Here is a 25,015-nt window from a genome sequence, read left to right as displayed (position 1 = left end):
ATATCTCCTCCCTCTCCCACTGCCATTATTCTTCAGGGGTCGGCAGCTTGCTTCGCCGTATGCGCGGCTAGGCCCCCTTCTTGTGCGTCTTCCCTTCTCCCTTGGCCGGATCCAGGGTTTTCTTTTCGGCGCGGGTCTCTCCCTCCCGCGCCTCAAGAAGCGCCTGCCGGATCAGGGCGGATGCCGCCCAACTTGCCACGGCCTCGGCTCCCTTTGCATCGAGGCCCCAGATATCCTTTAGGATGACGATCGCCTCGATGCCGAAGACGAGCGACAGCGCCTGCGTCACCCGCTCCGCGGCATCGCGGCCGATTTCCTCATCGAGCGGCGCAACCGCCGCCTTCAGCAGCCCACGCCTGTTGCCGCGCACCACGCGCGTCTCGGCGCCCAGCGTCCCGGCGCGGCGGCGCTGCCACTGGTCGAGCGCCAGGAGAAGGGCCGCGCGATGGGTCGCCTCATAGGCCTCCATCCGCCTGAAGGCGAAACCGAACAAATCCGCGACATTCCTTGCCGCATCGCCGTCGGTCGGCTTCCAGTCGAGTACCGGTCCCAGCGCATCGTCGACCGCCGCCTGGATCATCGCCGCCTGGCTCGGGAAATAGCGATAGGCCGTGGCGCGTGAAACCTGCGCCGCCTCCGCCACGTCCGAAACCGAAGGGCTGCCCCCGTCCTGCATCAGGCGAAGCGCCGTATCCAGCATCAGCCGCTTCATGCGACCGCGCGGACCCTTCTCGACCGGCCGTCCCTGCTGCTCTTGACCTGAGACTGACATGCCAATACGATACGCGTGTCTCAAAAATAATGCAACCAGACAAATTGCCTTTCCGATGCCTGGGGAGATCATCGTAAGGCGATAAACACCAGCAAATCCGCCATTTCGAACCGCCGAGAGCCCCTCTCCGGCCAGCCCTTTCGCTCGGCCAGACGGCGCATCGACCGGAATGGCAAGCACGTCGAGGACGCCATGAAGCGCATCTATATCGTCGGTACGGCGGACACGAAGCGCGAGGAACTCGACTTCCTGAAAAGCGTCATCGAGGCGTCTGGCATGGCGCACGCGCTGGTCGATGTCGGCACGCAGCCATCGACTGTTGAGGCCGAGTTTCCAGCATCATCCGTGGCCGCACATCATCCGCGCGGGCCGAACGCGGTGCTTGGCCTTTCCGATCGCGGCACAGCGGTCGCTGCGATGGCCGAGGCATTCACCCGTTTCATCATCAGTCGTAACGATATCGGCGGCGTCATCGGCATCGGCGGTGGCGGCGGCACGTCGATCATCACCGCCGGCATGCGAGAACTGGCAGTCGGCCTGCCGAAGCTCATGGTCTCGACACTCGCCTCCGGCGATGTCGGCCCCTATGTCGGCGTCTCCGACATCGTCATGGTCCCCTCGGTGACGGATCTCGCCGGGCTCAACCGGATCAGCCGTCTCGTCCTGCAGAACGCCGCCCATGCCATCATCGGCATGGTGCGCTATCCGGTGGTCGAGGCCAGCGGCAAGCCGCCGATCGGGCTGACGATGTTCGGCGTCACGACGCCTTGCGTCACCCACGTTTCCGAACTGCTTCGCGAGGCGCATGACTGTCTCGTCTTCCATGCCACGGGAACAGGTGGGCGGGCGATGGAAAAGCTCGTCGACAGCGGCATGCTGGTCGGCGTCATCGATGTTACGACGACGGAGATCGCCGATCATCTCTTTGGCGGCGTACTTTCGGCCGGCGCCGACCGCCTCGGAGCCATTGCACGCAGCGGCATTCCCTATGTCGGCTCGGTCGGCGCGCTCGACATGGTCAATTTCTGGGCCATCGATACCGTGCCGGAGCATTATCGCGGCCGCCTGCTCTACAAGCACAATCCCAACATCACGCTGATGCGCACCACTGCTGAAGAAAATCGCGCTCTCGGCGTCTTCATCGGCGAAAAACTCAATGCCTGCGCGGGGCCTGTGCGTTTCCTCATCCCCGAGCGCGGCATCTCGGCGCTCGACACGCCCGGCGGCGCGTTCCACGATCCTGAGGCCGATGCGGCGCTGTTCGATGCGCTGGAGGCGACGGTCAACCAGACCGCGCGCCGACGGATCGTCCGGCTGCCGCTTCATATCAACGATCCGGACTTCGCCGATGCGCTCGTCCGGCATTTTCATGACATCAAAGACTGATACGAAAGGACGCGCGGATGCCCGTCATTCCCCGCCGACAGATCCTCGACACTTTCAACGACATGGTTCAGCGCCGCGTGCCGATCATCGGCGGCGGCGCCGGGACCGGCCTTTCGGCCAAATGCGAGGAAGCGGGCGGCATCGATCTCATCATCATCTACAATTCCGGCCGTTACCGGATGGCGGGCCGCGGCTCGGCGGCGGGGCTGCTCGCCTACGGCAATGCCAATGAGATCGTGAAGGACATGGCGCTTGAGGTGCTGCCTGTCGTGAAGCACACGCCGGTGCTCGCCGGCGTCAACGGCACCGACCCGTTCGTGCTGATGCCGCAGTTCCTCGCCGAGCTGAAGGCCATGGGCTTTTCCGGCGTGCAGAACTTTCCGACGATCGGCCTCTTCGACGGCGTAATGCGGGCGAGCTTCGAGGAGACCGGCATGGGTTACGCGCTCGAAGTCGACATGATCCGCGAGGCCCACCGGCTCGACATGCTGACGACGCCCTATGTCTTCAATCCCGACGAGGCGCGCGCCATGGCCGAGGCGGGCGCCGACATCATCGTCGCGCATATGGGCGTCACCACGGGCGGCGCGATCGGCGCGACCTCGGCCAAGTCGCTCGACGACTGCGTGCGGGAGATCGATGCGATCGCCGAGGCCGCGATGGCGGTGCGCTCCGACGTGATCATCCTCTGCCATGGCGGTCCGATCGCGATGCCCGACGATGCCGCCTTCGTGTTGCGCAACGCTGCGCATTGCCACGGCTTCTACGGCGCCTCCAGCATGGAGCGCCTGCCGGTCGAAGTGGCGCTGACGGCGCAGACGCGGCGTTTCAAGGAACTGGCCTTCTGAGCCAGAAACACGAAAGGGAGGAGGAACGCCAATGGCCGAAGGTCAATTCATCATTGCCGGGGAGACACCGCAGGAGCATCTGGACTGGGGCAGGCTGCGCTGGATGAGCCATCCGCCGGCCACAGGCGCCGACCAGCTCACGGTCATCGACGTCACTCTCTCGCCCGGCAAGGGTCACGACTTCCACAAACATCCCGACCAGGAAGAGGTGATCTATGTCACCGCCGGCCGCGTCGAGCAGTGGGTGGGAGAGGAGAAGCGCCTGCTCGGACCGGGAGACGCCGCCTTTATCCCTCCGGGTGTCGTGCATGCCTCGTTCAATGCCGGCGACGAGGACGCCCGTGTGGTCGCGATCCTCGGCCCCTGCATCGGCGTCAACGGGTATGTCTCCGTCGAGGTCGCCGGTGAGGCGCCGTGGAAGGACCTGCGGATCTAATCGTCACCGAAGATGCACCAGCTGTCATCGCCGGGCTTGACCCGACGATCCAGACTGGCGTTCGATCGAAGCGGCCGCAGGAAGACGGCCCAAGGGAGACTGGATTGCCGGGCCAAGTCCGGCAATGACAGGAAAAGAGCGGTCGCCGCGAGCAGAACCGCAAATAGCAGGACGATCTGGGAGGATCCGATGCCGAACACCTATCCGAAACTGCACAATGCCGCCTGGCCGGGGGTTGTCGGCAAGGGTGGCGAAAGCGAGCCGATCATCGCGCTCGATACGCTCCTGCGCCTCACCGCCAATGCCGAAGTCGACGGAATCAAGTTCGACGGCATCGACCTCTTCATCACCGCGCCGCATTTCGACATCGACAGCGACAAGGATGCGGTCAAGCGGCTCAGCGACCACATCGCCGGCTATGGCCTCAAGGTCGGCTCTTTCGTGGCGCCGATCTGGGGCGGCGCTGGCGGCGGCTCGGCCATGGGTACCGCGGACGAGCGCAAGCGTTTCGTTGAGCAGGTGCGCAAGGCCTGCGCCATCGGCCAGCAAATGCGCGAACTCGGCATCCGCCCAACCGGCGGCATCCGCATCGATTCCTCCGTCGGCGTCGAGGCCTGGGACAAGGACCCGGTCGGCAATACCAGGTTGATCGCCGAGACCTTTTCCGAAGCGGCCGATATCGCCGAGGACTATGATGAGTTCCTGGTCGCGGAGGGCGAGATCTGCTGGGGCGGCATGCATTCCTGGCGCGAGATGGTGCGGCTGCTCGAAACGGTGGATCGGCCCGGCGTGGTCGGCTTCCAGGCCGACATGGCCCATTCGATGCTCTATACGCTCGGCTACAACGCCGAGGCCGACCGCATCCTGCCGAAGGATTTCGACTGGTCCGATACGGCGACGCTCGACGCGGCCTATCGCAAGGTCGCCGATGCGCTGCGTCCCTGGACGATGGATTTCCACGTCGCGCAGAACGACGGCACCGTGTTCGGTTCGGGCGATCACGAGAAGACCGGCCGCCATTGCCAGGTCACCGACCCCAATGGCCGCCTCGATATCACGAAACATGCCGGCTACTGGCTGCGCGACCGGGAAGGCAACCTCACCAAGCGCATGCGCCATATCTGCTGGGACGGCTGCATGTTCCCGAATGCCGTCATGGAAAGCCAGGACACCTGGAATGCCGTGCTCGGCGCCATGATCAAGGTGCGCGAAGCGCATGGCTGGCAGGAATAGGCCTTGAGAGCCTACGGGAAGGATCGCTTGAAATGACCAAGACGCTGAATGTCGGCATGGTGGGCTATGGCTTCATGGCCCGCGCCCACTCCAATGCCTGGAGCAAGGTTTCGCACTTCTTCGATACCGGCTACCGGCCAGTGCTGAAGGCGGTCGCGGCGCGTAACACCGAAAAGGCGACGGCCTTCGCGCAGCAATGGGGCTACGAATCCGTCGAAAGCGACTGGCGGCGGCTGATCGAGCGGGCGGATATCGACGCGATCGACATCTGCACGCCGAACGACAGCCATGCCGAGATCGCCATTGCCGCCGCCAAGGCCGGCAAGATGGTGCTCTGCGAGAAGCCGCTGGCGCGCACCGAAGCCGAAGGCAAGCCCATGGTCGAGGCCGTCGAGGCGGCCGGTGTACCCAACATGGTGTGGTACAACTACCGCCGCGTCCCGGCCGTCATGCTGGTGAAGCGGATGATCGACCAGGGCCTGCTCGGCCACATCTATCACTACCGCGCGAAGTTCCTGCAGGACTGGACCATTTCGCCCGACGTGCCGCAGGGCGGCGCGGCCACCTGGCGGCTTGATGTCGATAGCGCCGGCTCGGGCGTCACGGGCGACCTGCTGGCCCACTGCCTCGATACGGCGATCTGGCTGAATGGCGGCATCGACAGCCTCACCGCAATGACGGAAACCTTCGTCAAGCAGCGCAAGGACGCCGTCACGGGCGCAATGCGCGATGTCGGCATCGACGATGCCGCTGCCGTCATGACGCGCTTCGCCAATGGCTCGCTCGGCACGTTCGAATCGACGCGCTATGCCCGCGGCCACAAGGCGGCCTATACGCTCGAGATCAACGGCGAGAACGGATCTCTTGCCTGGGACCTGCATGATCTCAACCGCGTCGCCTGGTTCGATCACCGTACGCCCGGCGCGCTGCGCGGCTGGACGTCGATCCTCGTCACCGATGGCGAGCACCCGTATCTGGGCAAGTGGTGGGTGCCTGGCCTCATTATCGGCTACGAACACTCCTTCGTGCATCAGGTCGCCGACTTCCTCGAAGGGCTCTCGAACGGCAAACCGGCGGCGCCGACATTCCGCGACGCGTTGGAAACGACGCGGATCTGCGACGCCATCATCGCCTCTGGTCGCAGCGGGCAATGGGTCGATCTCGCCGCCGGGATGACGCCATGAAGTTCGGCTTCAACCTGCTGCTCTGGACCGCCCATTTCGAGGAACAGCATCTGCCGATCCTCGATGACCTGAAGGCGGCGGGCTATGACGGCGTGGAAGTCCCGATCTTCGGCGGCGAGGAGGCCCATTTCGCTTGGGTCCGGACCCGCCTCGCGGATGCCGGGCTGGCGTCGACCGGAGTCGCCTTCTTTCCGCCCGGAACGGACGCGACCTCAGCTGATCCGGCCGAGCGCGCGGCAGCGCTCGACCACATGAAATGGCTTGCCGACTGCACGGCAGCGCTCGGGGCCGACCTCGTCTGCGGCCCTCTCCACCAGACGCTCGGCCGTTTCTCGGGCGCCGGTCCGACGGCGGACGAATTTGCGCGCTGTGTCGAGGTGCACAAGGAGGCGGCCGCTTATGCGGGGAAAGCCGGGGTGAGCTATTCCGTGGAGCCGCTCAACCGCTTCGAATGCTATTTCCTCAATACGGCCGCCGCCGCCAGGACGCTGGTCGATGCCGTGGGGGCCGCGAACCACGGCTATCTCTACGATACGTTCCACTTCAACATCGAGGAGAAGAGCCAGGCGCGCGCCATCCAGGCGACCGCCGGGCGCTTCAACCATGTGCATATCTCGGAGAACGACCGCGGCACGCCGGGAACCGGCCCAATCGATTTTGCCTCAGTCTTCAAGGCGCTGAAAGCGAGCGGCTATGATGGCTGGGTGACCGTCGAATCCTTTGGCTCGGCGCTGCCCGACATCGCCGCCGCAACGCGCGTCTGGCGACCCCTGTTCGACAAACCGGAGGATGTCTACCGGGGCGCCATCAAGCTCATGCGCGAGGGCTGGGCCGCCGCCTGAGGCTTTGCCCTCAGCGCACGGCACCAAGCAGCATCTCGCGGTAGCGCGCCGCGTCGAAATCGAGCACCGTCGAGACCGGGCGTTCGCCGCGGCCGGGCGCCGACTTGGCATCGAAGGCGATGGCACTGCCATGCGTGGCGCCGTCGCCGAGATCGATTGCCGTCAACACATCGACGCTCTTCAACGCCAGCGTCGGATCAAGCGCGATCGCCGTCGCCGTTTCATCCCACATCGGAAGGTCTTTCCAGGCATATTTTGCGAGATAGGCGGCAAGTGGCGTCTTTTTCGCGGCGATGGCGTCGATCAGCGATTGGTCGACGGAAACCCGCTCCGCCACTGGCCCGACGCTGACGATACGCGGAAACGGCGCCCGGAGGACGATGTCGGCGGCTTCCGGATCGAACACGAAATTGAAGCCGCTGGTGAACGGCCCGACCTTGCCCGTAGCCGGGTCGAGATTGGTCGCCGGCCCGTTCGTCATAACGATCTCCTTGACGAGGCTCGGGAATTCAGGATCGAGGCTCGTTGCGAGCGCGATATTCGTGAGCGGACCGAGTGCGATGATCGATACCTCGTGCGGGTGCTTTCGGACTGCATCGACCAGGAAAGCCGCCGCGGCTCCGGGCGCCGCTTTGATCGTCGGGTTGCCCTCTTCCAGCGTCGGTACGGCATCGGGATCAAAGCCGGCCACGGTGCCATCCGTCTCGGGCTTGTTCCACGCGCCCTTCCACGAGAGCTTGCCATAGCGCGCCTCCCAATCAGCGATACGGCGCGGCGTATTCACCAGCGGCACGCGCGCGCCCTCGACGACGGGAATCTCCGGATGGCCGGCGATCTCGAGGAAGCGCAGCAGATGCGCCGTCTCGACTTTCATCCAATCGTCGCCGGTCACCACGGTGAGACCGAGCAGCTTTGCGTCAGGATTATCCAGGAAGAACAGCACCGGCTGCAGGTCGGAGCCGCCCGGTCCCGAAAAATCATTGTCGATGACAAACAGCTTCTGCGTTGCCGAGGGTGGCGCTGCCCCGAGAGAAAGGCCCGCGAGAACGAGCCCCATGGCGGCGACAAAAGGCGATGGCAGGGACATGGTCGTCTCCATTTCATGAACGAGCCCGCCGTGCGGACAGGGCATTTGCGTTGAATACGTAGAGACTAGCTCGCATTGACGCCGTTGCATGGACATGAAAACAATGACGCTCGTTCAACATCTCGAACGGTATTCGCTTGCGGATCGACGATTTGAAGGCGTTCATGCGCATTGCCGATTGCGGCTCCCTCTCGGAAGCGGCGCGGCGACACGGCGCCGCCAAGGGTAGCCTCAGTCACCAGTTGCGGCGCCTGGAATCGGAGCTCGGCGCCGAGTTGTTCCAGCGGCGCGGCGGGCGACTTGCCCCGACATCGGCCGGGATCGCCCTGCTGCCGCATGCCCGCGAGGTGATCCAGGCATGCGAGCGGGCGGAAGATGTGGTGACCGCGCAGCGCGCCACGACCCGCAGCCACCTTCGCATCGGCACGACCGACGAACTCGGCACCAATCTCATGGGCCCGCTGGCGGTCGAATTCGGACGCGATCACCCCGCCGTCAATATCGAGCTTCTGATCCTTGGTGCCGCCAGCCTCTTCCATCCCGACAGTGGCATCGACTGCGCCCTCTATGCCGGCGATCCCACCGATCCCGCGGCGGCGAACATGGTCGCTCGGCGCTTCTCGAGCTATGTCAGCCGCCTCTATGCGGCGCCCGATTATCTCGCCATCCGCGGTCATCCCGCCACGCCGGAGGATCTCGGTCGCCATGCTCTCGTCGTCAATCGCAGCCGAAGCGGATCGACCCAATGGGCGCTGTCAGACGGCACGCGAAGCGTCGTCTTCCATGCCGACGGCCGCATCGCGTCCAACGACAACTGGATGACCAAACTCTGCGTCGTGCAGGGCCAAGGCATCGGCTATTTCCCGGATTTCTTTGTCGCCGACGAAATCCGCGCCGACGCGCTGGTGCCGGTGCTCCCCGGCTGGACCTCAGACCCGAGCCCGCTCCTTGTCCTGCATCCAGCGCACCGCATCGCCAATCCACTCATCAAAGCGCTGACACGGTTTGTCGGCAGCCGCTTCGACGGCTACACTTCATTCCCTTACCGGCGGAGCGACCGTCCCGACCGGATGCCGCTCGACAGGCCCGGGAGCGGCGCGCCCGCCGCCTGATGCCGCGCGCAGCGGCGGCGCGAGGGGGATAAGCATTGGGGAAGGAACATTTATGCGTACCGCACTCGTTACCGGCGCATCGCGCGGGCTCGGGGCTGCCATTGCCAAGGGGCTGGGTGCCGCTGGTTGGACCGTGGCCGTCAACTATGCCCATGACGATGCCGGCGCGGCCGCGACCGTCGATGCGATCGAGGTTGCAGGCGGTCGGGCTGCCGCGTTCAAGTTCGACGTCACCGACAAGGCAAGCGTCCGCCACGGCATCACCGAGATCGAACATCAACTCGGGCCGATCGGTCTCATCGTCAACAACGCCACCGGTCCGCAGCCGTTCAAGCCGATCGAGGAACAGAACTGGGACGATCATCTCGACCAACTCCGCTTCTTCGTGAAGGCGCCCCTCCTGATCCTGCAATGCGTGCTGCCGAACTGGAAAGCAAAAGGCAGTGGCATCGTCGTCAACATCGGCAGCGAAGTCGTGGACATGGGCAATGCCGATTTCGGCCATTACGTCGCCGCCAAGGCGGCCATGGTCGGGCTGACGCGTTCCTGGGCCAATGAACTCGGCGGCGACGGCATTCGCGTCAATCTGGTCGCGCCGGGCTTCATCCCCGTCGAGCGGCACAATGATGCAAGCGCTGAAGACCTCGAAGCGTATCGCCGCCTCGTGCCGCTTGGGCATCAGGGCGTTCCCGAAGACATCGCTGCAACAGTAGTGTTCCTCGCCTCACCCGGAGGCGGTTTCATCACCGGCCAGACCATCGCTGTGAATGGCGGGCGAACGCTTGCCTGACCTGGGTTGACCCCCGCCGCCGGCAGGGCGCAGAACGGTCGCGTTCATCCCAACTGAGGAGCATCCCGGCATGAGCGCGTTCGGCCGCGACGATTTCCACATGCGCAAGGCGGACCTTGCCGATCTGCCGGCGGTCTATCGCATCTGCATGCTGACCGGCGATCTCGGCAAGGATGCGACGCCACAGAACGATGATCCCGACATTCTCGGCCACCTCTATGTCGGCAATTACGTCGTGATGGAACCGGACCTTGCCTTCGTCATCGACGGGCCGAACGGGGTCGCGGGCTATGTCGTCGGCGCGCGCGACAGCGCCGCCTTTTATGACCGCATGGAAAGGGAATGGCTGCCGCCACTACGCCGGCGCATTCCCGATCCCGGTCCCGACAAGGCGGCGTGGCGGCTCAGCGACGCCAAACGGCGGCAGGTGCACAACTTCATGCCCTATTGTCCGCCAGCGCTGACCGAAGCCTATCCCTCGCATGGCCATATCGACCTGCTGCCGGAAGCGCAGGGCCATGGCTGGGGCCGCCGCCTGCTTGAAACATTGATGGAGACGCTGGCGGCCGATGGCTCACCGGGCCTTCATTTGGGCGTCGCGCGCGACAATCTGCCGGCGCTCGCCTTCTATCGCAAGGTCGGGCTGGTCGCGCTGGAAACGCCGGATCTCGACCCCGGCGGCGTCATCATGGCGAAGCGGTTTCGCTGACGCTTTCGGTCGCGAGCGCCGCGAGGAAGGCGACCAGACGGCCGCCTGTCTCGGCGACCGGGCGATCGTTGACGATGACGAGATCGGCCCGGAGTTCAAAGCTCTTCGCAGCCTCGCGCGTAAGGCGCTCCTCGATTGAAGCGCGACTTTCGCGGCCGCGCCCTTCGAGCCGGGCCGCGAGCACCTCGGGTGGCGCCGTGATCTCGATGACGACGACACGGCCAAATCGGCTGCGCGCCAGCGGCAGCACCGCGCGCGAGAGATTGCAGATCACATGCGTGCCGCTCGCCAGCGTCTCGACGATCGAGGATGGCAGGGCATAGCCGAGGCCATGCGCCCGCCACGACAGCGCGAAACGACCCGAGGCATGGCCGGCCTCGAAGCTCTCTTCGTCGATCGTGTCATGATCCTCGAAGGCGTTGGCTGGCCGCGTCACCATCCGGCGCGCGAACAGGAAACGTCCCTCTTCGCCAAGCGCTGCCCGCGCATGGGCGATCAGCGTGTCCTTGCCGGCGCCGCTCGGACCGACGATGGCGATGAAAGCTCCGCTGCCCATCTCTGCCTCACGAAACCCGCTGACCCTCGCGCCAGACCTGGCGCACGATCGGCGTGGTCTCGACGAGGTGGACGCGCACGAGATCGGCGCGCAGCCCCGGTTCGATCGCGCCGCGATCGGAGAGGCCCGTCGCCTTGGCCGGCGTCACCGTCACGGTCCGGACGGCTGCAGCGAGATCGATATTCGGCGCGCGGCGCGGCAGTTCGAAAGCCGACATCAGGAGGCTTGCCGGCACATAGTCGGACGAGAGCACGTCCAGCAGGCCGGCGCGCGCCAGTTCCTCGGCGGCGATGTTGCCCGAATGCGAGCCACCGCGGACGATATTGGGGCCGCCCATCATGACGACGATGCCGGCTGCGTTGAGCGCCTCGGCCGCCTCGATCGTCGTCGGGAATTCCGCGACGGCGACGCCTTCGCCCGCAGCCTCGGCGGCATGGCCGGCGGTGGCATCGTCATGGCTCGCGAGTACCGCATTGTTGGCGGCGGCGATCTCGATCAGCCGCGCACGATTGACCTTGGCGTAGAGGTCATGCAGTTCGAGCCGCTGGCGCACGAAATGATCCGCCTGGGCGGGCGACGCTTCCTTGTTGCGAAGATAGAAGCGGCGCCATGTCTCGAGATCGCGGAACTGGCGCTGACCCGGCGTGTGATCCATCAGCGAAATGAGGTGGACCGGATAGCGCGCGGCAAAGGTCTCAAGATGCTCGACAACGTCGGGCGTCGCGATCTCGCAGCGGATATGGGTGCGGTGATCGACGCGGAGATGCCCGGTTGCCCGCGCCTGCTCGATGCCACCGGCCAGCGTCATCAGGTCAGCCCCGATCGGCTTCGCGTCGATATCGGTGCCGGCGCGCAGCGAATCAAACACCGTCGTAATGCCGGCGCTGGCGATCTGCGCGTCATAGGCCATGACCGAGGCAAGTGCATGCCAGCGGACATGCGGGCGCGGCGAGAAATGGCTCTCGAGGTGATCGGTGTGCAGCTCGATGAGCCCCGGCACCAGATGATCGCCCTGGACGTCGAAGCCGCGCTCCGGTGCGGCCCCCTCGCCGATCTCGGCGATGCGGCCGTCCGAGATGGCGATCCAGCCATTCTCGATCACCCGATCGGGCAGAACGATGCTCGCATTTTCAAGGACATAGCTGCGGGGCTCGTTCATGGCTGCTCTTCCCGAGGTTCAAGGTCCCGAAGCGGCGCCCGGCGGCGCCGCCATATTGCAATCAAGGCCCTTCAAGCCGCCTTTTCGGTGGCGAAGGCCGTCATGTCGACGATCTTGTCCGCGACCGCGTCGCGCACGTCCTCGTCGTGAAAAATGCCGACGATCGCGGCGCCGGCCTTCTTCTTCTCTTCGATCAGCCGCACGACGACGGCCCGGTTGGCGGCGTCGAGCGACGCCGTCGGCTCGTCGAGGAGCAATAGCGGGCGATCGGCCGCGAGGCCACGGGCAATATTGACCCGCTGCTGCTCGCCACCGGAAAATGTGCCGGGCGGCAGGCTCCAGAGCCGCTCGGGCACGTTGAGCAGCGTCAACAGCCGCTCGGCCCGCGCCCAAGCCTCCGCCTGCGCCGCGCCACCTTCGGCAGCCGCGGCGGCAACGATATCGAGCGCGGAGACGCGCGGAATGACGCGCAGGAACTGGCTGACATAGCCCATGACGCTGGCCCGGAGCGCCAGGATGCGCCGGGGCTCGGCGCGCGCGACATCGACGCTCTCATCGCCGTCCTGGACGAGGATGCGGCCCGTATCGCAGCGGTAATTGCCATAGATCATCTTGAGGATCGACGACTTGCCCGCGCCGGAAGGACCGCCCAGCACGACACATTCGCCCGGTCGCGCTTCAAAGGCGACATTGTCGACCACGCGGATGCGCATGCCCTCGCGCAGATGCAGCGTGAAGCTTTTCGAGACGCCGGAAAGGCTGACGAGCGGCAAGGAAGCGTCTGGAGCGGTCATGCTGCGAGCACCGAGGAAACGAGGAGCTGGGTATAGGCCTCGCGCGGATCGTCGAGCACCTGGTCGGTGAGGCCCTGTTCAATGACGCGGCCATGCCGCATCACCATGATCCGGTGCGACAGCAGCCTTGCGACGGCAAGATCATGCGTGACGATGATCACGGCGAGCCCCATCTCGGCGACGAGCCCGCGCACGAGATCGAGCAGCCGGGCCTGCACCGAGACATCGAGACCTGAAGTCGGCTCGTCCATGAAGACGAGGCGCGGATGCGTGACGAGATTGCGGGCAATCTGCAGGCGCTGGCGCATGCCGCCCGAGAAATCGCGCGGGAGATCGTCGATGCGGTCGGTTTCGATCTCGACGCGGCCAAGCCAATCGAGCGCCGTGCCGCGGATGCGGCCATAGTGACGCTCGCCGACTGCCATCAGCCGCTCGCCGACATTGCCGCCGGCCGAGACGCTCATCCGGAGGCCCTCGCGCGCATCCTGGCGCACGAAGCCCCAATCGGTGCGGAGCAGGAACCGTCGCTCAGCCTCCGTGAGCGCGAAGAGATCACGCGTCACCCCATCACGCATACGGTAGCGGATCGTGCCCGAGGTCGGCGCAAGCTCGGTCGAAAGCAGCTTCAGGAGCGTCGACTTGCCCGAGCCGGATTCGCCGACCACCGCCAGCACTTCGCCTTCATGGATGTCGAAGCTGACAGCCTCGCAGCCAATGCGCGCGCCGTAGAGCTTGCCGAGATCGCGGGCGGACAGGAGCGGCAGTTCGCTCATGCGACTTCTCCTTCGACGGGAACCGGAACCGGCTCCAGCTTGAAGCTGAAGCCATATTTCTCGAAACCGAGGCTTTCATAGAAGCGATGCGCCTTTTCCGAACGAATGTTCGAGGAAAGCGCCACCTTGTAGGCGCCCTTTGCCTCGGCCATCCGGAAGGCCTCGCGCATCATCCAGCGGCCGATGCCGCCGCCCTGCGCGCCTTCCGCGACGACGACGTTTTCGACAAGCGCCGAAGGCATGCCCCAATGGGCGAGATTGTCGATCACCATCAGAGCGAAGGTCCCGACGACCGCGCCATCCCGCTCGGCGAGATAAACAGCGAAATCGGGATAGAGCGCCATCCGTCCGAAGGTCTCGCGCGCCACGTCGAGCGAGACGGTGCGGCCATTGTTGAAACTGGACTGGCCATAGAGCGCAAGCAGCGCCGGCAGATCCACCTCGACGGCCTTGCGCAAGATGAGCCCGGTCATGACTGCCCCGCAGGCAGAGCGTCACCCGCCATCTCGCCGCGATGGCCGGCGTCGCGGCGGCTCGCGCAATAATCGCTGTCAGAGCAGACGAACATCCGCCCGCCGCGATCATCCAGCACGACCTCGTCGAGATAGACGCCCGTCGCGGCGCAGAGCGCACAGGGCTTTTCGAAGCGCTGCACCTCGAAGGGATGGTCCTCGAAATCGAGGCTCACGACATCGGTATAGGGCGGCACGGCATAGATGCGCTTTTCGCGGCCGGCGCCAAAGAGCTGCAACGCGGGCGAGCGGTGCATCTTCGGATTGTCGAATTTCGGCGTCGGAGACGGGTTCATCACATAGCGGCCCGCTACCTCGACCGGATAGTCATAGGTCGTGGCGATATGGCCGTGCCGCGCGATGTCCTCGTAGAGCTTCACATGCATGAGCCCATAGTCGGCAAGCGCGTGCAGCTTGCGCGTCTCTGTCTCGCGCGGCTCGAGGAAGCGCAGCGGCTCGGGGATCGGCACCTGATAGACGAGGATCTGCCCCTCCGAGAGCGGCGTTTCAGGAATGCGGTGGCGCGTCTGGATGACGGTCGCTTCGGCCGTCCGCGTCGTCGTTGCGACGCCGGCGGTCTTGGCGAAGAATTTGCGGATCGAGACGGCATTGGTCGTGTCGTCCGAGCCCTGGTCGATGACCTTCAGCACGTCATCCGGCCCGATGACCGCCGCCGTCACCTGGACGCCGCCCGTGCCCCAGCCATAGGGCATGGGCATTTCGCGACTGGCGAACGGCACCTGGTAGCCCGGAATGGCGATTGCCTTCAGGATAGCGCGGCGGATCATCCGCTTGGTCTGTTCATCGAGATAGGCGAAGTTGTATCCGGTCTCGGCCGGCGACGGGGCGTTCATTCTGCCGCCTCCCTCAAGGTTTCGCGCGCCGCCTCATGCTCGGCGCGCATCTGGCGCACGAGTCCGAGCTCGGCCTGGAAATCGACATAGTGCGGCAGCTTCAGATGCTCGACGAAGCCGGTCGCCTGGACATTGTCGCAGTGGGAAAGGACGAATTCCTCATCCTGAGCCGGCGCGACGACATCCTCGCCGAATTCGCGCGTCCGAAGCGCCCGATCGACCAGCGACATCGACATCGCCTTCCGCTCGCTCTGGCCGAAGACGAGGCCATAGCCGCGCGTGAATTGCGGCGGCTGTTCCGCATTGCCATGAAACTGGTTGACCATCTGGCATTCGGTGAGCGCGACGGGGCCAAGCGGCACCGCGAAGCCGAGCTCCTCCGGCACGAATTCGGCCATGACTTCGCCGAAGCGGATCTCGCCGACAAAGGGATGCGTCCGGCCATAGCCGCGCTGCGTCGAATAGCCGAGCGCCAGCAGGAAGCCCTCGTCGCCGCGCGCCAGGGCCTGCAGACGAAGGTCGCGATCAGCAGGGAAATCGAGCGGGGCGCGCGTCAGGTCGCCAACAGGCTCGCCGTCGCGTGGCGTTTCGGCCTCGATCAACTGCTCGCCATCCAGAAGATCGGTGACGCGCGGCACGGCGCCGCACTCGGGCTCGGCTTCGGCGGGCTCCGGCGGCGTGACGCCTGCGGCCAGCATGAAATCGATCAGGCGATGGGTGTAGTCGAATGTCGGCCCCAGCACCTGCCCGCCCGGAAGATCCTTGTAGGTGGCGGAGATGCGGCGCTCGATCGCCATCCTGGCCGTGTCGAGCGGCTCGGAATGGCCGAAACGCGGCAGCGTCGTGCGGAAGGCGCGGACCAGGAAGATCGCCTCGATCAGGTCCCCGCGCGCCTGCTTGATCGCCAGAGCCGCCAGGGCCGGATCATAGAGCGAACCCTCTGCCATGACACGATCGACAGCAAGCGAGAGCTGATGCTCGATCTGATCTGGCGCGATTTCCGGCACATCAGCGGGCCCCCGCCGCTCATGGGCAAGCAGCGCATGGGCGTTGTCGATCGCTGCCTCGCCGCCTTTGACCGCGACATACATGGTTCAAGCCTCCCGGATGCGCGTCGTGCGCGGCAGAGCCGCGATGACGCCCTGAGCTGCGAGGATCAGATCGACGCCGCGCGGGAAGAGGGCGCGATTGGCGGCGAACTGCGCGGAAAAGCCTTCCGGCCAGGGCGTGACGCCAAGGCGACGGTCTGTCTCGATGCCCGGCCCCGACAGGACGAGAGCGCCCTCCTCGGCCAGGCTTTCCACCGCGATGACTAGAGTCGTCGAGCGATCGGGATAGGCTTCATCGCCCAAGCCAAAGGCTGCGAGCGGCGGCATCGCTCGGATATCGGCCACAAACGCGAACGCCGCCTCCGATGGGTCGGATGTCGTGCGCGCGCCGGAATGGAAGGCGAGCCAGACCGCGATACCGGGATCGGCAGCGAAAGCCGGATCGAGCCAGATCGCTGTCTCATGATCGGCGACCGTCAGGGCGATAGACGCGAGCGCCGCCGGAAAACCGACGGGCGGCGTCAACCTCGGCGTGAAGGCACGAAGGCTGCCGGGCCGGGCAAGCGCATCCGCAAGCGCACGGAATTGCGCCTGTGCATCGAGGACGGGATCGGCGAAGCCTGTGCTGGCGACATCAAGCATGATCAATCCTCTCCGCGCACCATGGTGAAGAAGTCGACGCGCGTTGCGGCAACGCGGCGGGCCTTGGTCTCGGCTGCGGCCGCAAGACGCTCGCGCAGGCCGGCCAGAGCCTTTTCGACACGCGGCCGTTCGGGGCCTTGCCAAAGTCCATCGAGAATGGCGGCGACACGCGCCTTTCGGCTGTCACGGCCGAGATGATAGGCAAAGCCGGTGCGGCCATCGGCAAGGCGAACCGCCGCGCGCGTCACGGTGGCTTCGCCGAGATTGAAGGCGCGGCCATCGCCACCGGCGCGGCCGCGCAGCATCACGAGGCCGCTTTCGGCGGGGCGAATATCGGTCGCGGCGGGGACATCGCCGAGGCTGGCAAGAGCGGCGCCGAGCTCTTCGTACAAGGCGGCCGCCATGGTCGCCATCAACGCCTGACGGGCCGCGACACTCCTATCGGCAGAAGCCTGCGGCTGGATCTGCTCGTCGTTTGCAGGACCATCGGTCATCGCAACTCCGTGCCTTCCGTTTCTATTTGTCTAATGGTATAGACAACTCCATGATCCAGTCCAGTGACGTTTTCATGACGACACCCGATGGCGCGGAGAGCGCCGACGAGGCCCGCGAGATCGCCCGCGGCGCGGGCATTTCGGCGTGGCGGCAGATCGCCGACGAAATCGAGGCCGATATCGCGGCCGGCCGCTTTGCCGCCGGTACGCAACTCCCCACGGAGGCGCAACTCGCGACGCGCTTCGCCGTCAACCGCCATACGGTGCGACGCGGCCTTGCCGAGCTTGCCGCGCGCGGTCTTGTCCGCGCGACGCAGGGTCGCGGCACTTTCGTCGAGGCGCGGCCGCTGCCCTATCCGATCGGCCCACGCACGCGCTTTTCCGAGATCGTCTCGCGCGCCGGCCGCGAAGCTGGCGGCCGATTGCTCGGTTCACAGGTGGTGGCCGCAGATCCTCGCACGGCCGCCGCGCTTGGTATCGTCGCGGGCGAGGCGGTCATCCGTCTCGATACGCTGCGTTCGGCCGATGGATCGCCGATCTCACTCGGTAGCGGCTTCTTCCCGCTGCCCCGCTTCGAGCGTTTCGGCGACGCCTATCTTGCCTATGGATCGATCACCGGGGCCCTCGCATCGCGCGGTGTCGCCGATTATCGCCGCTTTGAGACTCGCATCTCGGCCCGCCCAGCCGGCGCGGAGGAAGCCACACACCTCGACCTCGCGCCGGGACGCCTGCTGCTTGCGGTCGACAGCATCAATGTCGACAGCGACGGCACGCCGATCCAGTTCACGCGCGCGCTCTTCGCCGCCGACCGCACCGAGATCGTCGTCGAGAGCTAGACGAACTTCTTGTTGCCGATGATGGCGAGGCGCAGGCGCGTCGAGATGAAATCGATGATGGCGACAGTGACCAGGATCATCAGGATCAGGAACGCGACCTGCTGCAATTCCAGCACGCGGATCAATTCGGTCAGGTAGATGCCGACACCGCCTGCCCCGACGATGCCGATGATCGTCGCCGAGCGGGTATTCGATTCGAAATAATACAGAACCTGGCTCGCGATGACCGGCAGCACGCCGGGCACGAGCCCGAAGCGGACCTGATGCAACCGGCTTCCACCGGAGGCGGCAACGCCTTCCGTCGCCTTGCCGTCCGTCGCCTCGATCGCCTCCGAGAACAACTTGCCGAAGGAGCCGAAATCCGAACAGGCGATAGCGAGCACGCCGGCGAAGGGCCCGAGCCCGACGACGTTGATCCACAACAGCGCCCAGATCAGCGTATCGACCGAGCGAATGACGTCGAAGGCGCGCCGCGTGCCGAAATGCACGAAGATGTTCGGGATGACGTTGCGCGCGGCGAGGAAAGCGACGGGAAAGGCGAGGAGCGCGGCGGTCAGCGTGCCGAGAAAGGCGATGCCGAGCGTTTCGCCGAGCGCGCTGAGGAAGACGAAGAAGCGGCCCTCCGGCGCGGGCGGCATCATCAGAACGGCGAAGCGGCCGAGCCGCGACAGGCCATTGAGGATGCGGAACAGCGAGAAATCGAGCGCCACCATCGCGCCGAACGCGACGGCAATGATGGCAAGCGGCACCAGGATCGCCAGCGCCCGGTTCTTCGGCGACAGGCGGAAGGCGTCGGGGTGGCGCGCCTTCAACCCCGCGAGATCCGCGCGCGCGGCGGCTGCAAGGCGGCCCCGGCCTGTGTCCTCGGCGGCGGTGGTGACGGTCTCGCTCATCGCGCGCCCTCGAAACCGATCAGGCGGTGGCGGACCTGCTCCGTCACGAGATCGATGACGATGACCGTGGCGATGATCATCAGCAGGATCGCGCTGACATCCGAATAATAGAAGTTGCGGATCGCGACGAGGAACTCCTGTCCGATGCCGCCGGCACCGACGAAACCCATGACGCCGGCGCCGCGCACATTGATCTCGAAGCGCAGCAATGCATAGGACGCGAAGCCGGGAGCAACCTGTGGCAGCACGCCGTAGCGCACCGTCTGCACCCAGGAAGCGCCGGTCGCCTGAAGGCCTTCGACCGGCTTCATGTCGATATTTTCCACCACCTCGGCGAAGAGCTTGCCGAGCGCACCCGTCGTATGGATCGCGAGCGCGAAGACGCCAGCCATCGGGCCTAGGCCGAAGGCGATGACAAAGATCAGCGCGAAAACGATATCCGGCACCGTGCGACAGAATTCGAGCAGGCGACGCGCGCCGACGCGCGACCAGCGGCTGCGGGCGAGATTGGCCGAGGCGATGAAGCAGAGCGCGAAGGCGACAACAGCGCCCATCAGCGTGCCGAGATAGGCGATGAGAATTGTCTGACCGAGCAGGCCGAGCCAATCGGGAAAGTTCCAGTACCAGGCCCTGAGATCAGCCAGGACGTTACCGGATGAAAAGTCGGGGATCGTCCGGCCGATAAATGAGCCGAAATTGCCGATCTTGGCGACGAGCGTGACCGGGCGAACATCCGCGAGCCAGCCGCTTACCAGCGCCAGCAGGATGATGGTCACCAGCACGGCGGCGCCGCGGCAGCGCCGGACCGAGACGGCGGCGGCATAGGCGCTGGCCAGCGCGCGCGCCTGTGGCTCGGGCAGAACGGGGATCGCAGTCGCCAAGGATCAGGTCCGGATTTTCAAGGGGAATTGAAGACAGACGAAGGGCGGCCGACGGCCGCCCTTCGCTGATCGATGGAGGTTACGAGCTCTTCTTGCGCTGCTCGTCGTTGAACTTCACCATGTCGACGATCGGCTGATAGTCCTTGGCCGAGATCGGGGCGAATTCGATGTCCTTGCCGTCCGAGAGACCGTCGAAGGCCTTCCGGTCATTCTTCGGCATGTCAATGAAGGCATCGGTGATCTGCTTCTTCAGATCGGCCGGCAGTGAGGCGAGCACCGAATACGGGCCTTCCGGCAGGAAGTCGGACTTGAAGACGATGCGGAAGTCTTCCTTCGTCATCGGCTTGCCGTCGGCATCCTTGAGGACGCCCTTGGTGATCATGCGCGTCAGGTTGCTGTCGTCTTCCGAGTTCCACGAATTCGCGGCCGCGTCGACGGTGCCTTGCGCCAGCGCCAGGACGGCGTTGTCGTGGCTGCCAGCGAAGATCGCCTGCGAGAAGAACGTGTCGACGTCCTTGCCGTCGCGATGCAGGAAGAAGCGCGGCGCATTGTTGCCCGAGGTCGAGTTCGGGTCGACGAGGGCGAGCTTCTTGCCCTTGAGGTCGTCGATCGACTTATAGGGGCTGTTCGCCAGCGTGTAGATGACCGAGTAATAGCCCGTCAGGCCGTTGGAATGGCGCGAGACGGCGACCGGCTCGGTGGCGACGCCGGTGAGCACCGCGCGGGCATAGGATGCCGGGCCATAAAAGGCGATCTGGGCATTGCCGGCGCGCTGGGCCTCGATGACGGCCGCATAGTCGGTGGCGACCGCCAGCTTGACCGGGACGCCAAGCTGCTTGCCGAGATAATCGGCCAGCGGCTGATAGCGGTCGGTGGTGGTCGAGGCATTCTCGGCCGGGATCACGGCGAGCGTGAGCTCCGGATACTGGGCCTTCCAGTCATCGGCATGCGCGACACCGGCGAAGGCAAGGCTCGCGACGGCGGCGCCGATCAGAGTGCGGCGATTGAACATCTGTCTCTCCAAGGTGATGGCGCCGGTCGGCGCCGGGTGTCATGCCGCGTCGGGCATCAGACGGCGACGGCGAACGGACCGACGGCGGCGGAACGGGGTTCGAGGGCGGGCGCCGCTTCCAGCGCTTCTCCGGCCTCGAGGCCATAAAGATCGCGGGCGACATCCTCGGTCAGCATTTCAGGGGCGCCATCGAAGACGACGCGCCCCGCCGACATGCCGATCAGCCGGTCGCAATAGCTGCGGGCGAGATCGAGCGAATGCAGATTGCAGATGACGGTGATGCCATAATGGCGATTGATGCGCAGCAGCGCGTCCATCACCACCTTGGTATTGCGCGGATCGAGCGAGGCGATCGGCTCGTCGGCGAGGATCGCGTCCGGCTCCTGTACCAGCGCCCGGGCAATCGCGACCCGCTGCTGCTGGCCGCCCGACAGGCTATCGGCGCGCTGGGCAGCGAGGCCGGCGATGTCGAATTGCTCCAGCGCCGACAGCGCGATGGCGCGGTCTTCCTCGCTCCAAAGACGCAGGAGCGAGCGTGCGGTCGGCACCTTGTTGAGCCGGCCCATCAGCACATTGGTCAGGACGTCCAGCCGGCCGACCAGATTGAACTGCTGGAAAATCATGGCGCAGCGGGCGCGCCAATCGCGCAGCGCCCGGCCATCGAGGCCCGTCACGTCGACATCGCCGAAGCGGATCGAGCCGGCGGTCGGGTCGACCAGGCGGTTGATCATGCGCAGCAGGGTCGACTTGCCGGCACCGGAACGGCCGATCACGCCGACGAAGCTTCCGCCAGCGATGGAAAGGCTCACGCCAGAGACAGCGGCCTTGTTGTTGAACCGTCGCGAGACGTCATTCAATACGAGCATCAGGCATTCTCCTCGGTGCTCGGAGAGTGCTGAAAGCATGCGAAGCTGGTGTGACAGCGGGAACGGCCTGTGGACGACAGTCCAAGCGCCTCTGATTATTCAGCCAATACGATCAGCCGGCTCAGTCATCCTGATGTCATGTGCCGGGGTGACCTTCGCGCATCATCCTCCGGGTCACCCGCCATGCGCCTCAGCGAAAATCCGACGATCCACCCAACCGCGCGTGTCCGCGCCTGCCGGCTCGGCCGCTATACCGAGATCGGCGCCGGCTGCGACCTCGCGGAGAGCGAACTCGGCGACTACTCCTATATCTCGCCGGGCGGCGACGTGATCCACAGCACCATCGGCAAGTTCTGCTCGATCGCCGCGTCCGTGCGGATCAATCCCGGCAACCATCCGCAATGGCGTGCCTCGCAGTCCCATTTCACCTACCGTTCGTCCTATTATTTCGACGACGAGGAGGATGAGACGGCATTCTTCGACTGGCGCCGCTCACAGCCGGTGACGATCGGACATGATGTCTGGATCGGGCATGGCGTCGTGGTCCTGGCCGGCGTCTCGATCGGTACGGGGGCGATCATCGGCGCCGGCGCCGTGGTCGCCAAGGATGTCGGGCCCTATGAGATCGCCGTCGGTGTCGCTGCGAAGACCATCAAGCGCCGCTTCCCGGAAGCGATCGCCGAGCGCCTTCTCCGCCTTGCCTGGTGGGACTGGGAGCATGGGCGGCTGCGGGGCGCGCTCGCCGACTTCCGCGCTCTTCCCATCGAAGCCTTTCTCGATCGCCATGGCGGGTAAGCGACTTTTTTGCAAATACCCCTCAATTTGCAGTAATCGGTGCAAGGTTTCGACAAGGATTGTGGCCGCAGAACGGGGCCGTTCCTCGCACTGGCAGTCAGTCCATGAAGAGCATCGGCAGCGTCCTCGACGCGAACAGGGGCATCGGCCCGGGCTTCAACCTGCTGCGCCTGATCCTCGCGCTGACGGTGGTCTTCATTCATTGCAGCCTGATCGACAACGGCGCCGCGGCCGATCAATTCTGGCCGTATGGCGCGCGCTGGGCGCTCAACAACGTGCCGGTGCCGATGTTCTTCGTCGTCAGCGGCTTCCTTGTCGCGGCGAGCGTCGAGCGGCTGAGCCTCGACCAGTTCCTCGTCAACCGGCTGCTGCGCATCCTGCCGGCGCTCGTCCTCGTCGTCGCGCTCGCGGCGCTGGTGCTGGGGCCGTTGATGACGCAGGATTCGCTCGGCAGCTATTTCAGCAAGCCCGGCCTCTACGCCTATTTCCTCAATGCCGCCGGGCTGCATCATGATGCGCTGCCGGGCGTCTTCGAAACCAATCCGGCCCATGAGATCAACGGCTCACTCTGGACGATCCCGCATGAGGTGAGCTGCTATATCCTATTGGCGATCATCGCCGGGCTGGGTCTGCTCCGCCGCCGCTGGCTGGTCCTCGGCGGCACCATCGGCCTCTATGCCCTAGCGATCGGATTCTGGCTGATCGATCGCTACGGCCTGCAGTTTCCGCTGAGCGACAAGCTGACCTATATCTTCGTCTGGCGCGGCGCGGCCAAGCTGGTTCCGCTGTTCCTGACCGGCACGCTGTTCCATCTCTTCCGTGCCAATATGCCGATGAGCCGCATCCTTGGCCTCGCAGCCGGCGCGGCGCTCGTCGTGATCGCGATCATCGGCAATCCGAGCTGGCAGGACAATCCGATCGTCTGGGCAGTGACAGCACCGCTCTTCGCCTATGTCGCTGTCTGGCTCGGCCTGTCGGCATGGTTTGCCCTGCCGATCCTCGCGGGCCTCGATTATTCCTACGGCATCTATCTGTTCGGCTTCCCCGTGCAGCAGACGCTGATCCATTTCCTGCCGGGCATCAGCAACTATTGGGTTTTCTTCGTGATCAGCGCCGTGCCGACGATCATTCTCGCGGCGCTGTCCTGGCATTTCGTCGAAAAGCCCGCTCTTGGCCTCAAGCGGCGGATCGGGCCGGCGATCAGCCGGCTTGTGGCGCGGACGCGGCGCTCGCCCGCCAGCGCGTGAAGCGGTTCGGGATCGACAGCTGCGGCTTTGCCGGCGGCACGAAGCCGTCATTGGTTCCGACCATGAACCAGAGCAGCGCCGCGGTCTTGATCGAATAAGGCGAGTCGCTGATCAAGAGCAGGAGGCAGATATAGGTTGCGACCAGCATCTTGAAGCGCCAGGCGTCGGGATTGTCCTCGCGACCAAAGATGAACAGCGTCCAGAAGCCGATCACGCCGAAGATGCCGATCTCGCTGATCGTATAGGCATAGCCCGAGTCGGACAGAAACGGCTTGTCAGGCGAGATGCCGAAGGCACCGCGGATATCCAGCGAGGTCAGCAGGCGGGCGGTCCAGAGGAGGCGGCCGCCGAAATCGTTGCGCCAGTCGACCTCGGCGCTGGTGAAGCCATAGATCGCCAGCGCCAGCATGACGGCCATCGGCAGGAAGTACCAGGCGATCCGTGGCAGGCGGAACGGCACGAGCGATAGCGCTGTCGCAGCCACGCAGACATAAAGTCCGAAACGCGCATCGGAGAGAATGATCGGCATGGCGCCGAGCACGAACAGCGTCTTCCGCCAGCGCATGTCCTTGCGGCAGAGCGCCCACATATAGAGGATCGCGCCGAAATTGCCCGCCGAAACCGGCTCGAGGAACACCGAGGAGACGCGATGTGGCCCGAGGAATGGCAGAATGTTGCGCGCGTCCGGGCGCAGGCCGCTCGCAAACAGGCCGGACTCGCCGGTGACATCGGAAGCCGCGACGGTGCCTCTCGCGACATAATAGGCGATGATGTTGAAATACTTGATGTAAATGTCGAGGAAGAAGTACTCGAACAGGCCGAAGAACAGCACGATCGCGCCTGAAATCAGCGCTGCCTTGTCAGCGATCCGGCGATCTGGATAGCGGCGGCCGAGCGTGTAGAAGGTGATCGGGATCAGGAAATCGCGGACCGCCTTCAGGTCGAGCATCGGACGAAGCGCCATCAGCAGCGCCATGTAGCTCATGAAGATGCCGAGGATCAGCCACAGCGTCACCTTGCGGTTGACGCCGAGCGCGAAGGCCGCGCTGATCAACACCATCTCGGAGCCCATCACCATGGTGTCCGTCACGCGGAAGACCACGGTGTTGACGAAGCAGAGCAGGAGATTGAAGACCAGCGCGCCGATCAGGATCAGCACGATCGCCGGCTGGTGGATGCGGTCGCGGATGGCATCTGCGTCGAAGGCGCCGAAGGCGGGATCGACGCGGCCGGTGGCGAACGAGCGCATCGCC

Annotated in this window: 28 protein-coding genes; 12 read left to right on the top strand and 16 right to left on the bottom strand. The window is 65.2% G+C overall.

Going from position 1 to position 25,015, the window contains the following annotated elements; genetic code table 11:
- Positions 1-67: 67 nt before the first annotated feature.
- Positions 68-772 carry a TetR/AcrR family transcriptional regulator gene (locus LB518_RS07825; protein ID WP_502845801.1) on the bottom strand — a complete coding sequence of 235 codons (705 nt, stop codon included), beginning with the start codon at positions 770-772 and terminating at the stop codon, positions 68-70.
- 192 nt (positions 773-964) lie between these two features.
- On the opposite strand from LB518_RS07825, the gene LB518_RS07820 reads away from it, so the two are divergent.
- The 6 genes from LB518_RS07820 to LB518_RS07795 all read left to right on the top strand — a co-directional run bounded on the left by LB518_RS07820 (position 965) and on the right by LB518_RS07795 (position 6,701).
- A complete protein-coding gene (locus LB518_RS07820) occupies positions 965-2,158 on the top strand; it encodes a Tm-1-like ATP-binding domain-containing protein (protein ID WP_224575304.1) in 1,194 nt (397 codons plus the stop codon).
- A gap of 17 nt (positions 2,159-2,175) precedes the next feature.
- Positions 2,176-3,006 (top strand): phosphoenolpyruvate hydrolase family protein, encoded by an 831-nt coding sequence (locus LB518_RS07815; protein WP_224575302.1) that lies wholly within the window; start codon positions 2,176-2,178, stop codon positions 3,004-3,006.
- A 31-nt stretch (positions 3,007-3,037) separates the two neighbouring features.
- On the top strand, positions 3,038-3,442 hold the full coding sequence (locus tag LB518_RS07810; protein WP_224575300.1) for a cupin domain-containing protein: 405 nt from the start codon (positions 3,038-3,040) through the stop codon (positions 3,440-3,442).
- A gap of 189 nt (positions 3,443-3,631) precedes the next feature.
- Positions 3,632-4,675, top strand: coding sequence for a sugar phosphate isomerase/epimerase family protein (locus tag LB518_RS07805; protein WP_224575298.1), 1,044 nt, complete (start codon positions 3,632-3,634; stop codon positions 4,673-4,675).
- Between the two features lie 32 nt (positions 4,676-4,707).
- Positions 4,708-5,859, top strand: coding sequence for a Gfo/Idh/MocA family protein (locus tag LB518_RS07800; RefSeq protein ID WP_224575296.1), 1,152 nt, complete (start codon positions 4,708-4,710; stop codon positions 5,857-5,859).
- On the top strand, positions 5,856-6,701 hold the full coding sequence (locus LB518_RS07795; protein WP_224575294.1) for a sugar phosphate isomerase/epimerase family protein: 846 nt from the start codon (positions 5,856-5,858) through the stop codon (positions 6,699-6,701). The genes LB518_RS07800 and LB518_RS07795 overlap by 4 nt, the downstream gene beginning before the upstream one ends.
- A 10-nt stretch (positions 6,702-6,711) precedes the next feature.
- On the opposite strand, the gene LB518_RS07790 is transcribed toward LB518_RS07795, so the two are convergent.
- A complete protein-coding gene (locus LB518_RS07790) occupies positions 6,712-7,788 on the bottom strand; it encodes a nucleoside hydrolase (protein ID WP_224575292.1) in 1,077 nt (358 codons plus the stop codon).
- A gap of 137 nt (positions 7,789-7,925) precedes the next feature.
- On the opposite strand from LB518_RS07790, the gene LB518_RS07785 reads away from it, so the two are divergent.
- The 3 genes from LB518_RS07785 to LB518_RS07775 all read left to right on the top strand — a co-directional run bounded on the left by LB518_RS07785 (position 7,926) and on the right by LB518_RS07775 (position 10,399).
- Positions 7,926-8,900, top strand: coding sequence for a LysR family transcriptional regulator (locus LB518_RS07785; RefSeq protein ID WP_224575290.1), 975 nt, complete (start codon positions 7,926-7,928; stop codon positions 8,898-8,900).
- Between the two features lie 52 nt (positions 8,901-8,952).
- Positions 8,953-9,690, top strand: a complete 738-nt coding sequence (locus LB518_RS07780; protein ID WP_224575288.1) for an SDR family oxidoreductase — start codon at positions 8,953-8,955, stop codon at positions 9,688-9,690.
- 70 nt (positions 9,691-9,760) lie between these two features.
- Complete coding sequence (locus LB518_RS07775) at positions 9,761-10,399, top strand: GNAT family N-acetyltransferase (protein WP_224575285.1); 639 nt, start codon at positions 9,761-9,763, stop codon at positions 10,397-10,399.
- Here LB518_RS07775 and phnN read toward each other — a convergent pair.
- The 9 genes from phnN to phnG form a co-directional block, all read right to left on the bottom strand.
- On the bottom strand, positions 10,377-10,955 hold the full coding sequence (phnN, locus tag LB518_RS07770) for a phosphonate metabolism protein/1,5-bisphosphokinase (PRPP-forming) PhnN (RefSeq protein ID WP_224575283.1): 579 nt from the start codon (positions 10,953-10,955) through the stop codon (positions 10,377-10,379). The genes LB518_RS07775 and phnN overlap by 23 nt on opposite strands.
- A gap of 7 nt (positions 10,956-10,962) precedes the next feature.
- Entirely contained in the window at positions 10,963-12,114 is a 1,152-nt protein-coding gene (locus tag LB518_RS07765; protein WP_224575281.1) for an alpha-D-ribose 1-methylphosphonate 5-triphosphate diphosphatase, read from the bottom strand.
- A gap of 71 nt (positions 12,115-12,185) precedes the next feature.
- Positions 12,186-12,908, bottom strand: a complete 723-nt coding sequence (gene phnL / locus LB518_RS07760; RefSeq protein ID WP_224575279.1) for a phosphonate C-P lyase system protein PhnL — start codon at positions 12,906-12,908, stop codon at positions 12,186-12,188.
- Positions 12,905-13,681 carry a phosphonate C-P lyase system protein PhnK gene (phnK, locus tag LB518_RS07755; RefSeq protein ID WP_224575277.1) on the bottom strand — a complete coding sequence of 259 codons (777 nt, stop codon included), beginning with the start codon at positions 13,679-13,681 and terminating at the stop codon, positions 12,905-12,907. Before phnK ends, phnL begins: the two co-directional genes overlap by 4 nt.
- A complete protein-coding gene (locus tag LB518_RS07750; protein WP_224575275.1) occupies positions 13,678-14,154 on the bottom strand; it encodes a GNAT family N-acetyltransferase in 477 nt (158 codons plus the stop codon). The genes phnK and LB518_RS07750 overlap by 4 nt, the downstream gene beginning before the upstream one ends.
- Positions 14,151-15,047, bottom strand: a complete 897-nt coding sequence (locus tag LB518_RS07745; protein WP_224575270.1) for an alpha-D-ribose 1-methylphosphonate 5-phosphate C-P-lyase PhnJ — start codon at positions 15,045-15,047, stop codon at positions 14,151-14,153. Before LB518_RS07745 ends, LB518_RS07750 begins: the two co-directional genes overlap by 4 nt.
- Positions 15,044-16,138 (bottom strand): carbon-phosphorus lyase complex subunit, encoded by a 1,095-nt coding sequence (locus LB518_RS07740; protein ID WP_224575267.1) that lies wholly within the window; start codon positions 16,136-16,138, stop codon positions 15,044-15,046. Before LB518_RS07740 ends, LB518_RS07745 begins: the two co-directional genes overlap by 4 nt.
- 3 nt (positions 16,139-16,141) lie before the next feature.
- Positions 16,142-16,738, bottom strand: a complete 597-nt coding sequence (gene phnH, locus LB518_RS07735; RefSeq protein WP_224575265.1) for a phosphonate C-P lyase system protein PhnH — start codon at positions 16,736-16,738, stop codon at positions 16,142-16,144.
- 2 nt (positions 16,739-16,740) lie between these two features.
- A complete protein-coding gene (gene phnG / locus LB518_RS07730) occupies positions 16,741-17,232 on the bottom strand; it encodes a phosphonate C-P lyase system protein PhnG (protein ID WP_224575263.1) in 492 nt (163 codons plus the stop codon).
- Positions 17,233-17,282: 50 nt separating this feature from the next.
- Here phnG and phnF point away from each other — a divergent pair, with 50 nt between their 5' ends.
- Positions 17,283-18,068 carry a phosphonate metabolism transcriptional regulator PhnF gene (phnF, locus tag LB518_RS07725; RefSeq protein ID WP_224575261.1) on the top strand — a complete coding sequence of 262 codons (786 nt, stop codon included), beginning with the start codon at positions 17,283-17,285 and terminating at the stop codon, positions 18,066-18,068.
- Here the strand turns inward: phnF and phnE (LB518_RS07720) are convergent.
- From phnE (LB518_RS07720) to phnC, 4 genes are all read right to left on the bottom strand, one after another.
- On the bottom strand, positions 18,065-18,961 hold the full coding sequence (gene phnE, locus LB518_RS07720) for a phosphonate ABC transporter, permease protein PhnE (RefSeq protein WP_224575259.1): 897 nt from the start codon (positions 18,959-18,961) through the stop codon (positions 18,065-18,067). The two genes, phnF and phnE (LB518_RS07720), sit on opposite strands and share 4 nt — an antisense overlap.
- Positions 18,958-19,842: a phosphonate ABC transporter, permease protein PhnE gene (gene phnE / locus LB518_RS07715; RefSeq protein ID WP_224575257.1), complete on the bottom strand. Its 885-nt coding sequence runs from the start codon at positions 19,840-19,842 to the stop codon at positions 18,958-18,960. The genes phnE (LB518_RS07720) and phnE (LB518_RS07715) overlap by 4 nt, the downstream gene beginning before the upstream one ends.
- A 79-nt stretch (positions 19,843-19,921) precedes the next feature.
- Entirely contained in the window at positions 19,922-20,854 is a 933-nt protein-coding gene (gene phnD / locus LB518_RS07710; RefSeq protein ID WP_224575255.1) for a phosphonate ABC transporter substrate-binding protein, read from the bottom strand.
- Positions 20,855-20,910: 56 nt separating this feature from the next.
- Positions 20,911-21,720 carry a phosphonate ABC transporter ATP-binding protein gene (phnC, locus tag LB518_RS07705; protein ID WP_224575246.1) on the bottom strand — a complete coding sequence of 270 codons (810 nt, stop codon included), beginning with the start codon at positions 21,718-21,720 and terminating at the stop codon, positions 20,911-20,913.
- A gap of 183 nt (positions 21,721-21,903) precedes the next feature.
- Here phnC and LB518_RS07700 point away from each other — a divergent pair, with 183 nt between their 5' ends.
- Both LB518_RS07700 and LB518_RS07695 read left to right on the top strand, forming a co-directional pair.
- Positions 21,904-22,515: a DapH/DapD/GlmU-related protein gene (locus tag LB518_RS07700; RefSeq protein ID WP_224575244.1), complete on the top strand. Its 612-nt coding sequence runs from the start codon at positions 21,904-21,906 to the stop codon at positions 22,513-22,515.
- A 104-nt stretch (positions 22,516-22,619) separates the two neighbouring features.
- The gene (locus tag LB518_RS07695; protein WP_224575242.1) at positions 22,620-23,762 is read left to right on the top strand and encodes an acyltransferase family protein; all 1,143 of its coding nucleotides are present in this window, start codon (positions 22,620-22,622) and stop codon (positions 23,760-23,762) included.
- On the opposite strand, the gene LB518_RS07690 is transcribed toward LB518_RS07695, so the two are convergent.
- A complete protein-coding gene (locus tag LB518_RS07690) occupies positions 23,716-25,011 on the bottom strand; it encodes a UDP-phosphate alpha N-acetylglucosaminyltransferase (RefSeq protein WP_224575240.1) in 1,296 nt (431 codons plus the stop codon). The genes LB518_RS07695 and LB518_RS07690 overlap by 47 nt on opposite strands.
- Positions 25,012-25,015 lie beyond the last annotated feature (4 nt).

This window comes from Mesorhizobium sp. BR1-1-16 (assembly GCF_020165495.1).
GTDB lineage: Bacteria > Pseudomonadota > Alphaproteobacteria > Rhizobiales > Kaistiaceae > Kaistia.
The sequence above is the reverse complement of the archived record's forward strand: the minus strand, read 5'-3'. Positions and strand labels throughout refer to the sequence as shown.

What these genes read in the sequence shown, in the direction of transcription:
- LB518_RS07815 (WP_224575302.1), top strand. Translation starts at nt 2,176, where the DNA reads ATGCCCGTCATTCCCCGCCGACAGATCCTCGACACTTTCAACGACATG.
- LB518_RS07800 (WP_224575296.1), top strand. Translation starts at nt 4,708, where the DNA reads ATGACCAAGACGCTGAATGTCGGCATGGTGGGCTATGGCTTCATGGCC.
- LB518_RS07700 (WP_224575244.1), top strand. Translation starts at nt 21,904, where the DNA reads ATGCGCCTCAGCGAAAATCCGACGATCCACCCAACCGCGCGTGTCCGC.
- phnG (WP_224575263.1), bottom strand. Translation starts at nt 17,232, where the DNA reads ATGACCGATGGTCCTGCAAACGACGAGCAGATCCAGCCGCAGGCTTCT.
- LB518_RS07820 (WP_224575304.1), top strand. Translation starts at nt 965, where the DNA reads ATGAAGCGCATCTATATCGTCGGTACGGCGGACACGAAGCGCGAGGAA.
- LB518_RS07790 (WP_224575292.1), bottom strand. Translation starts at nt 7,788, where the DNA reads ATGTCCCTGCCATCGCCTTTTGTCGCCGCCATGGGGCTCGTTCTCGCG.
- LB518_RS07775 (WP_224575285.1), top strand. Translation starts at nt 9,761, where the DNA reads ATGAGCGCGTTCGGCCGCGACGATTTCCACATGCGCAAGGCGGACCTT.
- LB518_RS07765 (WP_224575281.1), bottom strand. Translation starts at nt 12,114, where the DNA reads ATGAACGAGCCCCGCAGCTATGTCCTTGAAAATGCGAGCATCGTTCTG.
- LB518_RS07740 (WP_224575267.1), bottom strand. Translation starts at nt 16,138, where the DNA reads ATGTATGTCGCGGTCAAAGGCGGCGAGGCAGCGATCGACAACGCCCAT.
- LB518_RS07825 (WP_502845801.1), bottom strand. Translation starts at nt 772, where the DNA reads ATGTCAGTCTCAGGTCAAGAGCAGCAGGGACGGCCGGTCGAGAAGGGT.
- phnL (WP_224575279.1), bottom strand. Translation starts at nt 12,908, where the DNA reads ATGACCGCTCCAGACGCTTCCTTGCCGCTCGTCAGCCTTTCCGGCGTC.
- phnK (WP_224575277.1), bottom strand. Translation starts at nt 13,681, where the DNA reads ATGAGCGAACTGCCGCTCCTGTCCGCCCGCGATCTCGGCAAGCTCTAC.
- LB518_RS07750 (WP_224575275.1), bottom strand. Translation starts at nt 14,154, where the DNA reads ATGACCGGGCTCATCTTGCGCAAGGCCGTCGAGGTGGATCTGCCGGCG.
- phnE (WP_224575259.1), bottom strand. Translation starts at nt 18,961, where the DNA reads ATGAGCGAGACCGTCACCACCGCCGCCGAGGACACAGGCCGGGGCCGC.
- LB518_RS07690 (WP_224575240.1), bottom strand. Translation starts at nt 25,011, where the DNA reads ATGCGCTCGTTCGCCACCGGCCGCGTCGATCCCGCCTTCGGCGCCTTC.
- LB518_RS07745 (WP_224575270.1), bottom strand. Translation starts at nt 15,047, where the DNA reads ATGAACGCCCCGTCGCCGGCCGAGACCGGATACAACTTCGCCTATCTC.
- phnN (WP_224575283.1), bottom strand. Translation starts at nt 10,955, where the DNA reads ATGGGCAGCGGAGCTTTCATCGCCATCGTCGGTCCGAGCGGCGCCGGC.
- LB518_RS07780 (WP_224575288.1), top strand. Translation starts at nt 8,953, where the DNA reads ATGCGTACCGCACTCGTTACCGGCGCATCGCGCGGGCTCGGGGCTGCC.
- phnF (WP_224575261.1), top strand. Translation starts at nt 17,283, where the DNA reads ATGATCCAGTCCAGTGACGTTTTCATGACGACACCCGATGGCGCGGAG.
- LB518_RS07810 (WP_224575300.1), top strand. Translation starts at nt 3,038, where the DNA reads ATGGCCGAAGGTCAATTCATCATTGCCGGGGAGACACCGCAGGAGCAT.
- phnC (WP_224575246.1), bottom strand. Translation starts at nt 21,720, where the DNA reads ATGCTCGTATTGAATGACGTCTCGCGACGGTTCAACAACAAGGCCGCT.
- phnH (WP_224575265.1), bottom strand. Translation starts at nt 16,738, where the DNA reads ATGCTTGATGTCGCCAGCACAGGCTTCGCCGATCCCGTCCTCGATGCA.
- LB518_RS07795 (WP_224575294.1), top strand. Translation starts at nt 5,856, where the DNA reads ATGAAGTTCGGCTTCAACCTGCTGCTCTGGACCGCCCATTTCGAGGAA.
- LB518_RS07695 (WP_224575242.1), top strand. Translation starts at nt 22,620, where the DNA reads ATGAAGAGCATCGGCAGCGTCCTCGACGCGAACAGGGGCATCGGCCCG.
- LB518_RS07805 (WP_224575298.1), top strand. Translation starts at nt 3,632, where the DNA reads ATGCCGAACACCTATCCGAAACTGCACAATGCCGCCTGGCCGGGGGTT.
- phnD (WP_224575255.1), bottom strand. Translation starts at nt 20,854, where the DNA reads ATGTTCAATCGCCGCACTCTGATCGGCGCCGCCGTCGCGAGCCTTGCC.